We start from the raw sequence: 15,170 nt of genomic DNA on the forward strand, positions 1-15,170 counted from the left end.
CATCATCCCGAAGACGAAGAGGAAGAGCATGTTGCCGAGCAGATGCACCCAGCTGCCGTGCACGAACAGCGCGGTGACCGGGGTCAGGGCCGCCCTGGCGACAGGACCTGACTCCCGCCACCGCACGGCCGGTACACCGTGGGGCACATGATGGCGCGCGCACAGCACACGGCCCAGGTCCTCGAACCCGAGGCCCCCAAGGACGACGGCCCCCAGCGGAGTACGGCCCGGGACCGTCTGCACGCCGGGCTGCGCCGCCGACGGCGGTGGCTGGTGCCGCTCCTGGTGGCACTGCTGCTGGCCCAGATGGCCGCCGCGATGGTCACCACGGCCGTCCAGCAGACGCCCACCATCGACGAACCCGTGTACGTGGCCACGGCCACCGACTATGTGCGTGAGCACCGGCTGCGCTACAACCCCGAGCATCCGCCGCTCGGCAAGCTGCTGATCGCGGCCGGGGTGGCGGTGGCCGACCCGCACTACGACCCGTCGTACCAGGGCACCCAGGGCGAGGTGGGCCGGCATCTGCTGTACGAGTCGGGCAATGACCCGTGGCGGCTGATGCTGTGGGCACGGCTGCCGGTGATCGCGCTGACCCTCGTGTTCGGGCTGGTGGTGTTCGCGTTCGCGCGTGAGCTGGTGGGTACGGCGGGCGGTCTGGCGGCGCTCGCACTGTACGCCTTCTCGCCGGACGTGATCGCGCACGGCTCGCTGGCCACATTGGACGTGCCGGCGGCCGGGTTCGTGCTGACGTCCGCCTGGCTGGTGTGGCGGGCGCGGGACCGGCCTCGGTTGTATCTTCCTCTCGCGGGGGCGGCCCTGGGGGCGGCGGTGGCGACGAAGATGAGCGCACTGCCCGCGATCCCCGTGGTGATGCTGCTCGCGGTGGTGTCGGTGTGGGCCGCCCGGCGTTGTGCCGAGCGGCGCCGGAAGGTGCTCCTGGGGCTCGCGGGGTCGGCGGTCGTGGCGCTGGTGGCGGTCGCCGTCGTGTGGGCCGCCTATCTGGCGGTCGATCCCCGGCTGCGGTTCGCGCCCGCCGAACCGGTCCCGGCCGTGCACGGGCTGCGCGGGCGCGTGACGGACCTGCTGCCGCTGCCGGAGGCGTACCGGGCCGGAATGCGGGTGCAGTTCGGCCTGGAGGACTACCCCTGGCAGGGCTACCTGTTCGGGCACCTGTACACGGGCTCGCTCTGGTACTACCTGCCGGCCGCGCTGCTGGTGAAGACACCACTCGGGCTGCTCGCGCTGGGTGCGGCCGGTGCCGTGGCCGTGCCGGTGGTACGGCGGTTGCGGCCCGCGGCGCCGTATCTGCTGCTGCCGCCCGTGGCGCTGCTGGCGGCGGCGATGACGGGCTCGCGGGACTTCGGGACCCGGTACGCGCTGTTCGTGCCGGTGTTCCTCGCTGTGGCGGGAGCCTGTGTACTCACGCTGCGGTGGCGCTGGTCGGGTGTGCTGACGGGGCTGCTGGTGGTGTGGGTGGCGGTAAGTTCGCTGCGCACGTTCCCGTACTACCTGCCGTACGCCAACGAGGCGTTCGGCGGGCCGGCGCACACGCACCGGCTGCTGCACGACTCCAACGTGGACTGGGGCCAGGACCTCGGCCGGCTCGCCGACCGACTGCGGCAGCGGTACCCGGGCGAGCGGGTGTGGCTGGTCTACAAGGGCAGCGGTGTGCCGTCGTACTACGGCATCCGCGCCTCCGATCCGCGCACGGTGCCGCCCGGCCGAGTGCACGGACTGCTCGTCGTGTCGGACTCCGCGGCGGCCAAGGCACGTGGTCGACTGGCCGAATTGATCGACTCAAGCCGCCCGATCGATCAAGTGGGTCATTCGATCACCCTGTTCCGGCGATGAGCCCGCCTGCTCGTCACAGCCCCTGGTCATGACGGTCGGTGAGCTATGTTGAGTGGTCGTGGGAGACAATGGAGGCGAGTCGGTGCCCTCGCCGCAGCAGGCACGCGCCCAGGCATCAGCGATCACCTCGGGCAAGACCGCGTCGGAGGCCGGGGCCGCACCGACCTCCCAGCTCAGAGAACTCTTCGACGGCCCCCGGCTGTCCCCGGGCCAGCGCCGCGTCGCCCAGTACCTGATCGAGCACATCACCGAGGCGGCGTTCCTGTCGATCACCGAGCTGGCGGACCGCGTGGGCGTCAGCCAGCCCTCCGTCACCCGCTTCGCCGCCGCCGTCGGCTTCAGCGGCTACCCGGCGCTGCGGGAGAAGCTCCAGTCGATCGCGCTGAGCACGCTGGCCGGCGGGCCCGGTGAGGTGGACCGCGCCAACGAGCTCCAGGCGGCCGTCGACGCCGAGATCCAGAACCTGGAGAACATGCGCCGCGACTTCGCCGACCCCGACCGGGTGATCCAGGTCGGCCGCGCGCTGTCCCGCTCCACCCCGCTGACCGTGCTGGGGCTGCGCATCTCCGTGTCGCTGGCCGAGTACTTCGGCTATGCGGCCCGCCGCATCCATCCCGACGTACGGCTGGTGACGCGCGGCGGCAGCGTGGCCTACGACGCGCTGCTGCAGTCGCGCGAGGCCGGCGGCACCTGGGTGCTGGCGTTCGCCATGCCCCGGCACGCGCAGGAGACGCTCACCGCGCTCCGGGTCGCGCGCGAGGCGGGCCTGAAGGTTGCCCTGATCACCGACCTGGCGCTCGGTCCGCTGGCCGACGAGGCCGACGTCACCTTCGCCACCGGCACCGGCTCCCGCCTGGTCTTCGACTCCTACGCGGCGCCCGGAGTGATGGCCGCGGCCCTGCTGCAGGCCATGACCGACGCCGATCCGGAGCGCACGCAGGCGCGTCTGGAGAAGTACGAACAGGTCGCCGACCAGCAGCAGTTCTTTCTGAAGGACTGAACCTTCCGCCCGCGGGGGCCCCTCCCGCAGTTCTTCCTGTCCCACGCTCCCCGCACGGGGATCTTTCGCCGTCAGGGGATCATTCAACGCATATCCCGCATGAATGTTTTCATACGTCTTGCAAACCCGACGGTATATATAAATACTGCTCACGGATCGCGCCCGGTCGACTCCGGGCACCTTCCGCACCCGCGGGACTCACCGCTCGCACACCGCCCCGAGAAAGCCGACGGACCGCCCATGCGCACGCAAGCACTCCAGCCGCGCAGGTCCTCCGCCCCCGGGGCCCCCGCACGGACACCCTCAGCCGCCGTCCCCTACCCACGTCGGCGATCAGGGTGTTCGGTGGCGCACCGCCCAGGCGATGCGCCCGTGGCGGCTCCGGCCATCCCCTAGGCCGGGGCCGCCCCAAACGTCGGACCACCCTGACGACGCCGCACACCGGAAGCGATTGATCATGTCCTTGACCACCACCACGCGCCTCAGCCCCGACTGGCCCTGCCAGGTCAAGATGCCCGGCAGCTACGACTGGGAACGCTCGGCGGCCAAGTGGCTGCGCGAGCTGGTACCGGCGCGCTACGCCAGCTACCCGGCGCTGATCCGGCATCCCGTCCTGCTCGCCCGGCACGCGCAGATCCAGGTCCAGCAGGAGATCCGGGTGGCCCGGACCGCACTGCAGACCGCACGGGCCGAGCTGCCCGTCCTCGGCCTGCCCGAGTCGGTCATCGAGCACACGATCAAGCTGTACGCGGCCGAGGTGCTCCAGCTGCAGCACATCGCGCGCAGTGTCCGCGCGGTCAGCGAGGCGCTGGCGGCCCGCGGCATGACCCGCTGAACCTCGTCGCCGGCCGTCGTCGGTCAGCGCCGTCGTCGTCAGTCGTCGTTGCGGTGTCGCCAGTACCAGAAGACGCCGACGGCCAGGGCCAGCAGGAAGACGGCGGGCAGCAGCAGGCCCGGGATGCGGGAGCCGGTCATCGGCGTGGCCTTCGGTCGTGGTACCAGGTGCGCCCGGCGGCGGGCCGCGGGGTGAGCCCATGGTGGGGCCTGCCGGCCGGTCGTCCACGATGTTTTTTCCGAGACCTTGCCCGGCGTTCGAGCCTGGCTGTTCAGCCGCCTTCGAGGCTCGTCCGGGATTCCAGTGCGCGGCGCGTGTCGTTGCCGTAGACGCCGGTCTCGTCGCCGCTGATGCCGTACCAGAGCTGGAAGCGGGCCACGGCCGCCGTGAGGACGGCGTCGTAGGTGCCGTCGGTCGAGCCGTCCCGGTAGACGTCGGGGACGCGCAGCAGGCGCTGCTGCAGCTCGGCGACCTCGGGGCCGGTGTCGCCCTGCCGGAGGGTGCCCGTGCCGTCGGGGTCGGCGGCCGGGGTGGTGGCGGGCGCGGCCGGGGCGGTGGCCGTCGGTGTGGTCGTGGTGGTGTGGGACGGCTGTGGACTCGCGTCCGCCTCCTGCCGCGTGGGGAGCAGGAGGGCGCAGCCGAAGCCGACCACCGCGGCCGCTCCGACCGCCACGGCGACGGCGGCACGGCGGAGCCCCGGGGCCGAGTGGCCGGTGCCGTTCCGTGGGGTCTGCCGGGTGGCCGGGAAAGGTGGCAGCTCCTGGGTGTCGTCCTCGGTGGCGGCTGTCCGGGGCGCGCCGGCACCGGGTCGGGGCGCCGTGCCGAAGGACTCGAACGTCTCCCGCTCCGGGAGCATCTCGCGCATCAGCTCCGCGAGGGCGTCGAAGCGGCGCAGTCGCACGACGCGGACGGGTTCGAGGACCGGTCCGGGGTGCGGCTGTTCAGGGTCGGGCGGTGTCGGCACCCTGCTCTCCTTCCGTCCCGTGCGTACGGGATGCGCGGTCCCCGTGCTGAGATACGGCGTGCACGTCGTACCCGTTCAGCAACATGAACGCCAGTTGCACCCGCCTGAACACGCTCGCCCAGGCCTACTGCCGGCCGGGCACCGGCCTGACCGGCGACACCGGTCTGCGGGACGCGGTCCGCAGCGGCCTCGGCCATCTCCACGACGACGTCTACGACGCCGGCCAGGTCCGGTACGACAACTGGTACAGCTGGCAGATCGGCGCCGCAGGCGCTGCTCGACGTGTGTGTGCTGATGTACCACGCGCTGTCGGCGGCGCAGCTCGCGAACCACCTCGCCCTGGCGGACGCGGCGGCGGGGACTGGGGTGCCTCACGGTCGTCCGTCTGGGCGCGGGCATCAAGTGCGCCGACGGCACGGCCGTGGAGACGACGGTCGACAACCGCAACCTCGGCCCCGCCGGCGGCGCCCCGTTCACGGTGGACGGCACGCTCAGGCCCACGGCCTACCCGTGGTCCGAGACGCTCACCCCTGCGCGAGGCCCGGGACGGCAGCTGGAGCACGATCGACAAGGGCGGCTCGACGTCCGGCCTGAACCGCAGGTACCTGACCTTGTACGTCGACCACGGCACCGACCCGGCGAACGCGTCGTACGCCTACCTCCTGCTGCCGGGCGCGACCGCCGCCCGTACGCAGGCGCGCGGCCGGCACCGGATGGCTGACCGTCCTCGCCGGCACGGACGACCAGCAGGGCATGGCCGTGCCTTCGCTCGGCTTCACCGGAGTGAACTTCTGGTTCGACGGAACGGTCGGAACGCTCACCGCGAGCGATCCGTGCTGCGTGATGATCACCGAGAAGGCCGACGACACCGCGGTGATCGCGGTGAGCGATCCGATGCGCATGCGCATGCGCATGCGTACGAGTCTGACCCTGACCTGGCGGCGGCCGGTCGCGGCGGTGGCGACCGCGCCGGCCACGGTCACCTCGACGGCGGGCGCGACGCAGCGGATCGCCGTCAGGCTGGGGTGAGCGCCCCCTGGACGAACCGGCTCAGGGACGCCGTCAGCGCGGTGACGAAGGCGTCCCGGGCCTCCTCCGGGAGGGCGTCCAGGGACAGGTAGGGGTTGAGGTCCTCCAGCTCGACCAGCAGCAGCTCGCCGTCCGGCGCGCGGCAGGCGTCGACCCGCTGGATGCCGTGGCCGAGGCCGTTCCAGTCGATGAAGTGGCGGGCGAACTCCAGGTCGGCGGCGGTGGCGGCGTACGGCCGCAGCTCCCAGCGGCGCCCCGGGTCGGGTGCGTAGAGGGCGTACTGGAAGTCGTCGTCGACGAAGTAGAAGGACACCTCGTAGGCGAAGTCGACGCACGGCTGGACGAGGACGGTGCCGTCGGCGAGGCCGGCGAGGCGGTCGGCGGGCAGGATCCGCAGGCCGAGGGAGTCGGCGCCGGTCTTGGGCTTCACCACGTAGCTCTCGGCCGCCGGCAGCTTGTGCAGGTCCTCGGCGCGGTCGACGGTGGGGATGACCGGGAAGCCGGCGGCGCTCAGGTCGAGCAGGTACTGCTTGCCGGCCATGTCCGCCTTGCCGCTGAGCGGGTTGTACACCCGGGCCCCGCTGTCGAGCGCACGCGCGCGGAAGGCTTCGTACTCCTTCTGGTAGCCGAGGACGGGCCCGCTGTTGCGGACGACGACCGCGTCGTAGGTGTCCATCAGCGCGGCCGCGTCCAGCGGATGACACAGGGCGAGGTCGAAGTGCTCACGCAGCCGCGAGGTCAGGAAGACGTCCTCGTCGCCGTAGCGGCGCCCGCGGGCCGGGTACGCCAGGTCGGTGACGTAGAGGACGCGGGGACGTGCGGCGGACATGCGGATCTCCTCGGACAGCTGGGGTGCAGAAAGGTTACGTCGAGGGGTGGCCGCTCCCGTCCCCGGCCCGGTTCTCCGTACAATTTGAGGCCGAACGATCTCCCGTGGCCGGGACCCGGCCGCGGGTGTCCCGCTCAGCGACCCGAGGAGCGCCCGTGCCCGGCCAGCGATCCATCACCGAAGCCGAACGGCTCGCGTCCGCGAAGCTCGGCGGCGTCCCGATCCGCCGGGCGCAGATGGCGGCCGTGGCCAACATCTACCGGGCCGCCTCCGCGGTGCGGCAGCACCTGGAGAACTCGGTGCTGCGCGGCTCGGACCTGACCTGGACGGCGTTCGTCGTGCTGTGGGTGGTGTGGGTGTGGGGTGAGTCGGAGACCCGGCACGTGGCGGAGGAGGCCGGGATCTCCAAGGGGACGCTCACCGGCGTGGCCCGCACCCTGGAGTCGCGCGGGCTGATCGCCCGGGCCGGGCATCCGGACGACGGGCGGCTGGTACTGCTGAGCCTCACCGACAAGGGCGAGGACCTGATGCGGCGGGTGTTCCCGGAGTTCAACGAGGAGGAGGCGTTCGTCACCGCGGGCCTGAGCGACGCCGAGTGCCGTAGCCTCGCGGAGGGGCTGCGGCGGGTCGTCCTGCAGGTCGAGGAGCACGGCGAGGAACGCCGCCGGGATCTGCTCGGCGGAGCCGAGCCGGCGCCCCGCCGCAGTGGGCGGCGCGCCAGGAACTGACCGGCGGTCAGCGGCGGGTACGTGCGGCGCTCACCAGGGCGTCGAACAGGTTCTGCTGAGCGGGGTCTTCGTGTGCCGTGTCCTCCGGGTGCCACTGCACGGCGGTGAACCAGCCCTGTGCGCCCGGGAGTTCGAGCCCTTCGACGGTGCCGTCGGCGGCGGTGGCCGTCACGGTCAGGCCCTGGCCCAGGTGGTCCACTCGCTGGTGGTGGTAGCAGGAGGCGTCCGCCTTCTCGGCGCCGGTGGCCTGTTCGAGCAGGGTGCCGCGCCTGATCCGTACCGGGTGCACGAGGTGCCGGTGTTCGTGTTCCGGGCCGCCCATGTCCTGCTCCAGGCTGCCGCCGAGGGCCACGTTGACGACCTGCAGTCCCCGGCAGACGGCCAGCAGGGGCAGGCCCGAGTCGAGGGCGTGGCGGGCCACTTGGAGGTCGAAGGTGTCCTGGAGTTCGTCGACGTCGTAGACGCTGCCGTGGGTGGTGGCGGCGCCGTAGCACTGCGGGGCGAGGTCGCCGCCGCCGGGGAGCAGGACGCCGTCGAAGCGGGCGAGCCGGGCGGCGACGTCGCTCTCGGCGGGGTGGATGCCCGCGGGTTCTCCGCCGGCCCGCCAGACGGCCTCGATCAGGGCGCGGGCGTTGACCTCGGCGGCGTACCGCAGGGCGGAGGTGGTGGCGGAGAAGCGGGCGGGTAGGGCGATCAGCGGGCGGTGGGTCACAGCTGGATCCAGGTCGTCTTGAGCTCGGTGTACTTCTCCAGGGCGTGCGCGGACTTGTCGCGGCCGTTGCCGGACTGCTTCGTCCCGCCGAAGGGGACGGTCAGGTCGCCCTCCTCGTAGCAGTTGACCCACACCGTTCCCGCCTTCAGTGCCCGGGAGACCCGGTGGGCGGTGGACAGGTCGGAGGTCCACAGGCCGGCGGCGAGGCCGTACTCGGTGGCGTTGGCGAGCCGTACCGCCTCGTCGAGGCCGTCGAAGGCGAGGACGGAGAGCACGGGGCCGAAGATCTCCTCGCGGGCCAGCCGCGTCCCGGGGCCGACGCGGTCGAAGACGGTGGGGCTGAGGTAGCTGCCGCCGCTCTCGGCGAGGGTGCGGGCGCCGCCGGTGCGCAGGCGGGCGCCCTCGGCGCCGGCGGTGGTGATGTGGTCCAGGACGCGGTCCAGGTGGGCCTCGCCGACGAGGGCGCCCATCTCGGTGGCGGGGTCGAGCGGGTCGCCGACGCGGAGTTCCCGGGCCCTTTGGACGACGGCCTCGGTGACGCGCTCGGCGATCGAGGAGTGCACGAGGAGCCGGGAGGGCGCGGTGCACATCTCGCCCTGGTTGAAGAAGATGCCCCAGGCCGCGGTGGCGGCCGCGCGGTCGAGGTCCGGTGCGTCGGGCAGGACGATGTTGGGTGATTTGCCGCCGAGTTCGAGCCAGACCCGCTTGAGGTTGGAGTCGGCGGAGTAGCGCAGGAAGTGGCGGCCGACGGCGGTGGAGCCGGTGAAGGCGAGGACGTCGACGTCCGGGTGCAGGCCGATCGCGCGGCCCGCGGTGGGGCCGAAGCCGGTGACGACGTTGAGTACGCCCGGGGGCAGTCCGGCCTCCGTGCCGATCCGGCCGAGCAGCAGCGCCGAGAGCGGGGACGACTCGGACGGCTTCAGGACGACCGTGCAGCCGGCCGCGAGTGCCGGGGCGAGCTTCCAGCTCGCCAGCGTCAGCGGGAAGTTCCAGGGGACGACCGCGCCGACCACGCCGGCCGGTTCGCGGGTGACGAGGGCGAGGGCGTCGGGGGCGGTGTGCGGGGACTCGTCGGTGAGCTTGTCGGCCAGCTGGCCGTACCAGCGGAAGGTGTTGATCGCGGCGCGCAGTTCGATGGCGTACGCGTCGGTGATCGGCTTGCCCATCTCCAGGGTGACGGTGAGGGCGAGCTTCTCCCGCTGTTCTTCGAGGAGTTCGGCGATGCGGAGCAGCACGCGGCCGCGTTCGGCGGGGGCCAGGCGCGGCCAGGGGCCGGAGTCGAAGGCGCGGCGGGCGGCGGCGACGGCGTGGTCGACCTCGGCCTGCCGGGCGTCGGCGACCTCGGTGAGGGTCTGTCCGTCGCGGGGCGAGACGACGGCGAAGGTCGTCCCTGACCCGGGTTCGTCGGTCCCGTCGATGTGGTGCAGCGCGGGCAGGTCGAGGGTCTTGGCCCGGCGCAGCAGTTCGTCATGGGTGACGTCCAGCATGGTGTTCCTGTCGAGGGTAGGGGGCCCGGCCCCCGACGGAGCCGGGCCCGGCGGGGTGCGTCAGCGGGCCTCGGCGGTCCGGGAGCGGACCACGCGCGCGGTCCCGGCGCCCAGGAGCAGCACCGCGGGGACGGCTGCGACGAGCCAGCCGGCGGTGGTGGCGTCGCCGCCGATGAGGGTGGTGAAGTTGGCGAGGACCACCCAGATCACGGCGGCGATGCCGAGGGCGCCGAGGGAGGGGGCGATCAGGGTGTTCCAGCGCCGGGTGTCGAGGCGCTCGCGGCGGAAGAAGACGATCACGGAGATCGAGGTCAGGAAGTACAGCAGCATGCAGGCGAGGACGCCGACGCCGCTGAGCCAGGAGAAGAGGGTGAGGACCGGGTCCTTGCCCGCGAGTGCGAACGGGATCACCAGCAGCACCGCGATCGCCGTCTGCACGAAGCCCGCCGCCCACGGCGAATGGCGCTTGTTGAGCGAGCGCAGCCCGCGGGGCAGCAGGCCCTCGCGGCTGAGGGAGAACAGGTAGCGGTTGGCGGAGTTGTGGAAGGCGAGGATGCCGGCGAACAGGGAGGTGCCCAGCAGGACGGGCAGCACGTCGTCGGCCCAGCCGCCGAAGAGCTGCGCGATGGGCGCGAAGACGAACACGGTGGCGTCGCCGCCCGCCAGGGCCTTGCCCGCCGCCCCGGTGACCTTCGTCGCGCCGTACGAGGAGACGAGCATCCACGAGGTGAAGGCGAAGAAGCCGGTCACCACGGCGACCGACAGGTAGGTCGCCCGGGGCACCGTCCGGTGCGGCCGGCGGGCCTCCTCGCCGTAGATCGCGGTGGCCTCGAAGCCGAACATGGACGCGACGGCGAACATCAGGGCCACGCCCGGGGCACCCTGCAGCACGGCGCTCGGGGAGAAGGTGTCGGCGACGCCGAGGCCCTCGGGGCCGCCGCCCTTGAAGAGGGTGACGAGGGCGAAGGCGAGCAGGATGCTGAACTCGGCCAGCACGAACACGGCGAGCACCTTGGCGCCGAGCTCGATGCCGGCGGCGCCGAGCGCCTGGACGACGGCCATGGTCACCAGGGACCACACCCACCAGGCGATGTGCACGCCGGCGTAGTGCTCGACGAGTCCGGCGACCGTGAAGCCGTACAGGCCGTACATGGCGGCCTGGACCGTGCAGTACGCGAAGAGTGCCACGGCGGCGCTGCCGCTGCCGGTGGTCCGGCCGAGGCCCTTGCCGATGTACGTGTAGAAGGCGCCCGCGTTCACCACGTGCCGGCCCATGGCCACGAACCCCACCGAGAACAGCAGGATCACCGCGCCGGCGACGGCGTAGGCGGCCGGGGCCCCGGGGCCGTTGCCGACGGCGACGGCGATCGGGACGGCGCCGGCGATGCCGGTGAGCGGCGCCTGGGCGGAGAGGACGAAGAAGAGGATGCCCAGGACTCCCAGGGCGTTGCGCTTGAGGGTTCCTGCGGGCTGCGGGGCCTCTCCGGCCCGGGGCGCTGCGTCGACCGTCTGACTGTCCACTCGGATCACCTGCTGAGGAGGGGAGGGAGGTTTTGTTTTGAGCCAAACGAGTTGCCTCATGGTGGGCCGGAACTATCCATCTGACAAGGGGTACGGATGGGGAATTTACTGTCTGGAAACCGCCTGTGGGATCGCACGAGAAACCCCCCGCCGCAACCGCGACGGGGGGTTCCCTACCGGGCACGTTCAGTCGCCGTCCGGGGGCCGCTCGCCCAGGTCGCGCAGGAGGGAGCGCAGCTCGGCGAGGCAGGCCTCGGTGTCCGCGCGGCCGGCGATGCCGGTCAGCTGGTGCAGGACGAGCCCGTCCAGGGCAGCGAAGACCAGCCGGTTGAAGGCCGGGCTCACCCCGGGCGGCAGGATGCGGTCCAGCTCGCGCTGCGAGGCACCGAAGTACTCGGCGTACAGCTCACGCACCTGCGGCAGCAGCTCGGGGCGGCGGCGGGCCTCCAGCAGCAGCTCGTACTGGTACGCCTGCCCGTCCGCGTCCTCCTCCACCATGTCCGTGAGACCGGCGACGAAGTCCTCGGGGCGGCCGGTGCCGGGTTCCAGGAGGCTGCTGCTGAGGCTGGTGCGGATCGCGTAGGCCAGGGACTCCTCGATCAGCGCGTCCCGGGAGCCGAAGTGGTGCACGACCAGACCGTGGGTGACGCCCGCCTCCTCGGCGACGGCGCGGTAGGTGAGGTGGCGCAGCCCCCGGCGCCCGACGACCCGCACGGCGGCCCTGAGCAGCGCCTCACGACCCTCGCCGTAACCGAGCCGCTTGCGGGAGGGCGGGCGGCGTTCCTGCGAGGTCTCGGCGGATTCGGTCATGGCCGTGACCCTACCCGCCGCCCGCGCCGCGCAGGGTCCGCGGTTCACCGCCGCGGTGGCCGGATGCCGCGGAACTCCCAGTCGCCGCCCAGCGCGGTGGACAGCACCTCCTCGGACTCGGTGGGCTGCGCGCCGACGTCCGTCCGGATCGGGGTGGGTCCGGTGACGACGTGGTTGGTGAGCCGGCCGAGGCCCTCGACCTCCACCTCCACGACGTCGCCGGGCCGCACGGGCCGCGAGTTGGCGGGGGTGCCGGACAGCAGCACGTCACCGGGGTACAGGGTGATCGTGCGGGCGATGTCCGCGACGAGGTAGTGCATGTCCCACTTCATCTCGTCGGTCGAACCGTCCTGGACGACCTCGCCGTTGACGTACGTCCGCAGCCGCCTGCCGTGGAAGTCCCAGTCGGTGACCAGGCCCGGGCCGAGCGGGCACAGGGTGTCCGAGCCCTTGACCCGGAGCATGGAGCCCGCGTCGGTGTCGCGGAAGTCGTGCAGGCCGTAGTCGTTGGCGACCGTGTAGCCCGCTATGTACTCCTCTGCCTCGGCGGGCGAGATGTTGCGGGCCGTCCTCCCGATCACGATGGCCACCTCGCCCTCGTAGTTGAGCCACTTGCAGCCCTCGGGGCGGACGATCGCGCCCCGGTGGGAGTTGAGGGAGGAGGTCGGCTTGTGGAAGTAGGTCGGCGTGTCCGGGAGGTCGATCCGGAACTCCTCCACGCGGCTGCGGTGGTTGAGGTGGACGGCGATGACCTTGGAGGGGACCACCGGGGGCAGGTGCGTGGCGTCCTCGATCCCGACGCGGCGGCCGTCACCGGCGACGAGCTCGTCTCCGTCGACGGTGACCTGGACGGCGGCGCCGTCGAGGAGGATGCGGCGGTGTTCGGGCATGACGGTTCTCCTAGACGCGGCTGTGCGGGGTACGCGGGGACGGTGCGGCGGGCAGGCCGTTGCCGGTCCAGCCGCCGGCCGGGCGGTCGAACCAGAGGTGCACCTGGCCGGTGCCGACGGAGTTCTCGTACTCGCCGTACTGGCGGGCCCTGGCGACGCAGGCCTGCTCGCCGAGGGCGCCGGCCATCATCAGGTAGTGGAAGAACTTCGCCTCGGGCTTGAACCTCCAGAACTCGTCCATGGTGTCGAGGACCTTGTCGTGGCGGCCCTCCTTGAACCAGGCGATGCGCTCCTCGTCGGCCGCGCGGGCCTCGGGCGTGAAGATGTGCGCCGGGTCGCCGGCCTCGTGGTCGCGCAGCTCGCGCAGCGGCCAGAAGGTGTGCGAGAGCGCGCCGGAGGCGATGAGCAGCACCCGGCGCCCGGGAGTGGCGGCGATGCCGTCCGCGAGGGCACGCCCGAGCCGCAGGTGGTCCTCCATGTCTCCGGTCTGGCAGACGCCGATGGTCATCCACCGCTTGTCCGGCAGCCCCTCGCCGAGGAACTTCCAGAGGTTGATGGTGGCGTAGTAGATCGGCAGGTAGTCGTCGTCGATCGGAGTGATCCACGTGCCGTGCTTGTCGGCGAACTGTGCGATGTTGTTGGCGAGTTCGGGGTCGCCTGGAAAGTCGTACGGCATCCGGCACATGCCGCGCGGCAGTTCCTCGGAGGTGAACAGGCCGGCCCGCCGCTGCTGGGCGGTGACGACGAACTCGACGGTGGTCGCCCAGTGGGAGTCGAGGACGACGACGGTGTCGTATTCGTTGGCGGTGTCCCGTTCGAAGACGTCCCTGCGGAGCTGTTCGAGGCCGGTGACGAGGGTGATCTCCTTGCCCTCGTTCAGCTTCAGCCGTTCGGCCCGCGGCAGCACGATGGTGGGGACGTGGGCGAGCAGCCCCGCCCCGACGATCTCACCCATGGTCCTTCCATCCCTTCGGGGCGGTGACGGTGTTCTTCAGGTCGCAGTAGAAGTCGAAGCTCCAGGTCCCGCCCTCGCGTCCGACACCGGAGAGGCGGGAGCCGCCGAAGGGCGCCCGGAGGTCGCGTACGAAGAAGCAGTTGACCCAGACGGTGCCGGCGACGAGCTGCGCGGTGACGCGCTCGGAGCGAGCGTGGTCGCCGGTGGCGACGGTGGCGGCGAGGCCGAAGCGGGTGTCGTTGGCGAGCCGGACGGCCTCTTCCTCGGTGGCGAAGGTCTGCAGGGTCAGGACGGGCCCGAAGACCTCCTCCTGCACGATCTCCGAGTCCTGGGCGACGTCCGTGAGGAGCGTCGGCGCGTAGTACTGGCCGTCGCCCGGGTGCCCGCCGATGACCGCGCGGGCGCCCGCCCCGATCGCCCGCCGCACGAACCCGTCGATCTTCTCCAGCTGGCGGGGGTGGATGCTGGGCCCGATGTCGGTGCCCTCGTCACGCGGATCCCCCTGCGTGAGCCGACCGGCCTTCTTGACGAAGCGCCGGGTGAACTCCTCGGCGATCGACTCCTCGACGAGGATCCGCGTGGCGGCGAGGCACACCTGGCCGGCGTTGTCGTACTGCTCCACCGCGAGGTCGACGGCGAGGTCGAGGTCGGCGTCCGCGAACACCAACAGGGGTGACTTGCCGCCGAGTTCAAGGCTGAGCGGGGTGAGGTTGGCGGCGGCCGAGGCGGCGATACGGCGAGCGGTCGGCACGGAACCGGTGAAGCTGATCCGGCGCACGTCCGGGTGCGAGGTGAGCGCGTCACCGACCTCGGCACCGTACCCCTGCACGACGTTCAGCACCCCGGCCGGCAGCCCCGCCTCGGCGGCGATGTCGGCGAGCAGCGAGGCGGTCAACGGAGACCACTCGGCGGGCTTGAGAACCACGGTGTCACCGGCGGCGAGAGCCGGGGCGACCTTCCAGGTGGCCAGCATCAACGGGGCGTTCCACGGCGTGATCAGCACGCAGGGGCCGGCCGGGTCCCAGCTGACGTGGTTGCCGTGCCCGCGCGTCTCGAAGTCCTCGTGGTCGAGCTGGAGCAGCCGGTCCGCGAAGAACCGGAAGTTGTGGGCGACGCGGGGCATGACGCCCCGGAGGTGGGACCGGAGCAGAGCACCGTTGTCGGTGGTCTCCACGACGGCCAGCTCTTCGATCCGCTTCTCGACACCGTCGGCGATGGCGTGCAGGATCCGGGCACGCTCGCCGCGGGATGTGGCGGCCCAGGCGGGGAAGGCGGCCTTGGCGGCGGCGACGGCGGCTTCGGCTTCGGCGGGACCGCCGCGGGCGATCTCGCCGAGAGCGGCTCCGTCGATGGGCGAGTGGTCGGTGAAGGTGTCGCGGGAGGCGACGCGCCGGCCGCCGATCCAGTGCCGGGTGTCGACGGTGACTCCGGCGACGGTGATCTTGTCAGACATGAGAAGGGCTCCTTGGGGACAAGGGAGGGACGACGTACCTAGGGGCGCGCGGCTGTATCGGCTTGCGGCTGCGCCGTGTGGGCGTGACCAGCCGCCGACGGCC

The 15,170-nt window shown here is 72.1% G+C and carries 13 protein-coding genes and 3 pseudogenes; 6 read left to right on the forward strand and 10 right to left on the reverse strand.

All coding sequences use genetic code 11. The annotated features are described in order from the left end of the window. Positions 1–99 (reverse strand): annotated as a pseudogene (locus ACWC5O_RS40915) (rhomboid family intramembrane serine protease); the annotation flags it as partial. 48 nt (positions 100–147) lie between these two features. Here ACWC5O_RS40915 and ACWC5O_RS40920 point away from each other — a divergent pair. From ACWC5O_RS40920 to ACWC5O_RS40930, 3 genes are all read left to right on the forward strand, one after another. Further along, positions 148–1,854, forward strand: coding sequence for a phospholipid carrier-dependent glycosyltransferase (locus ACWC5O_RS40920; protein WP_450582146.1), 1,707 nt, complete (start codon positions 148–150; stop codon positions 1,852–1,854). An 82-nt stretch (positions 1,855–1,936) separates the two neighbouring features. After that, positions 1,937–2,854, forward strand: a complete 918-nt coding sequence (locus ACWC5O_RS40925) for a MurR/RpiR family transcriptional regulator (protein ID WP_450582244.1) — start codon at positions 1,937–1,939, stop codon at positions 2,852–2,854. Positions 2,855–3,311: 457 nt separating this feature from the next. Next, a complete protein-coding gene (locus ACWC5O_RS40930; protein WP_450582148.1) occupies positions 3,312–3,689 on the forward strand; it encodes a hypothetical protein in 378 nt (125 codons plus the stop codon). A gap of 271 nt (positions 3,690–3,960) precedes the next feature. Here ACWC5O_RS40930 and ACWC5O_RS40935 read toward each other — a convergent pair whose 3' ends face one another. Next, the gene (locus tag ACWC5O_RS40935; protein ID WP_450582149.1) at positions 3,961–4,653 is read right to left on the reverse strand and encodes a peptidoglycan-binding domain-containing protein; all 693 of its coding nucleotides are present in this window, start codon (positions 4,651–4,653) and stop codon (positions 3,961–3,963) included. Between the two features lie 83 nt (positions 4,654–4,736). On the opposite strand from ACWC5O_RS40935, the pseudogene ACWC5O_RS40940 reads away from it, so the two are divergent. Beyond that, positions 4,737–4,862, forward strand: a pseudogene (locus ACWC5O_RS40940) (hypothetical protein); the annotation flags it as partial. A gap of 164 nt (positions 4,863–5,026) precedes the next feature. Beyond that, a pseudogene (locus ACWC5O_RS40945) lies at positions 5,027–5,682 on the forward strand (polysaccharide lyase family 8 super-sandwich domain-containing protein); the annotation flags it as partial. On the opposite strand, the gene ACWC5O_RS40950 reads toward ACWC5O_RS40945, so the two are convergent. After that, on the reverse strand, positions 5,669–6,511 hold the full coding sequence (locus ACWC5O_RS40950) for a hypothetical protein (RefSeq protein WP_450582150.1): 843 nt from the start codon (positions 6,509–6,511) through the stop codon (positions 5,669–5,671). The pseudogene ACWC5O_RS40945 and the gene ACWC5O_RS40950 sit on opposite strands and share 14 nt — an antisense overlap. 155 nt (positions 6,512–6,666) lie before the next feature. Here ACWC5O_RS40950 and ACWC5O_RS40955 point away from each other — a divergent pair, with 155 nt between their 5' ends. After that, positions 6,667–7,239 (forward strand): MarR family winged helix-turn-helix transcriptional regulator, encoded by a 573-nt coding sequence (locus tag ACWC5O_RS40955; RefSeq protein ID WP_450582152.1) that lies wholly within the window; start codon positions 6,667–6,669, stop codon positions 7,237–7,239. Between the two features lie 7 nt (positions 7,240–7,246). Here the strand turns inward: ACWC5O_RS40955 and ACWC5O_RS40960 are convergent, their stop codons facing one another. The 7 genes from ACWC5O_RS40960 to ACWC5O_RS40990 form a co-directional block, all read right to left on the reverse strand. Then, positions 7,247–7,951, reverse strand: a complete 705-nt coding sequence (locus tag ACWC5O_RS40960) for a gamma-glutamyl-gamma-aminobutyrate hydrolase family protein (RefSeq protein WP_450582153.1) — start codon at positions 7,949–7,951, stop codon at positions 7,247–7,249. Further along, entirely contained in the window at positions 7,948–9,438 is a 1,491-nt protein-coding gene (locus tag ACWC5O_RS40965) for an aldehyde dehydrogenase (RefSeq protein WP_450582155.1), read from the reverse strand. The genes ACWC5O_RS40960 and ACWC5O_RS40965 overlap by 4 nt, the downstream gene beginning before the upstream one ends. A gap of 60 nt (positions 9,439–9,498) precedes the next feature. Further along, positions 9,499–10,959 (reverse strand): APC family permease, encoded by a 1,461-nt coding sequence (locus tag ACWC5O_RS40970; protein WP_450582157.1) that lies wholly within the window; start codon positions 10,957–10,959, stop codon positions 9,499–9,501. Positions 10,960–11,145: 186 nt separating this feature from the next. Continuing rightward, a complete protein-coding gene (locus ACWC5O_RS40975) occupies positions 11,146–11,769 on the reverse strand; it encodes a TetR/AcrR family transcriptional regulator (RefSeq protein ID WP_450582159.1) in 624 nt (207 codons plus the stop codon). Between the two features lie 44 nt (positions 11,770–11,813). Further along, positions 11,814–12,659, reverse strand: a complete 846-nt coding sequence (locus ACWC5O_RS40980; RefSeq protein ID WP_450582161.1) for a fumarylacetoacetate hydrolase family protein — start codon at positions 12,657–12,659, stop codon at positions 11,814–11,816. Positions 12,660–12,669: 10 nt separating this feature from the next. After that, positions 12,670–13,614, reverse strand: a complete 945-nt coding sequence (locus tag ACWC5O_RS40985; protein ID WP_450582162.1) for a 3,4-dihydroxyphenylacetate 2,3-dioxygenase — start codon at positions 13,612–13,614, stop codon at positions 12,670–12,672. Beyond that, complete coding sequence (locus tag ACWC5O_RS40990; RefSeq protein ID WP_450582164.1) at positions 13,607–15,067, reverse strand: aldehyde dehydrogenase; 1,461 nt, start codon at positions 15,065–15,067, stop codon at positions 13,607–13,609. The genes ACWC5O_RS40985 and ACWC5O_RS40990 overlap by 8 nt, the downstream gene beginning before the upstream one ends. Between the last annotated feature and the right edge of the window lie 103 nt (positions 15,068–15,170).

Source organism: Streptomyces sp. NPDC001450 (genome assembly GCF_053597295.1).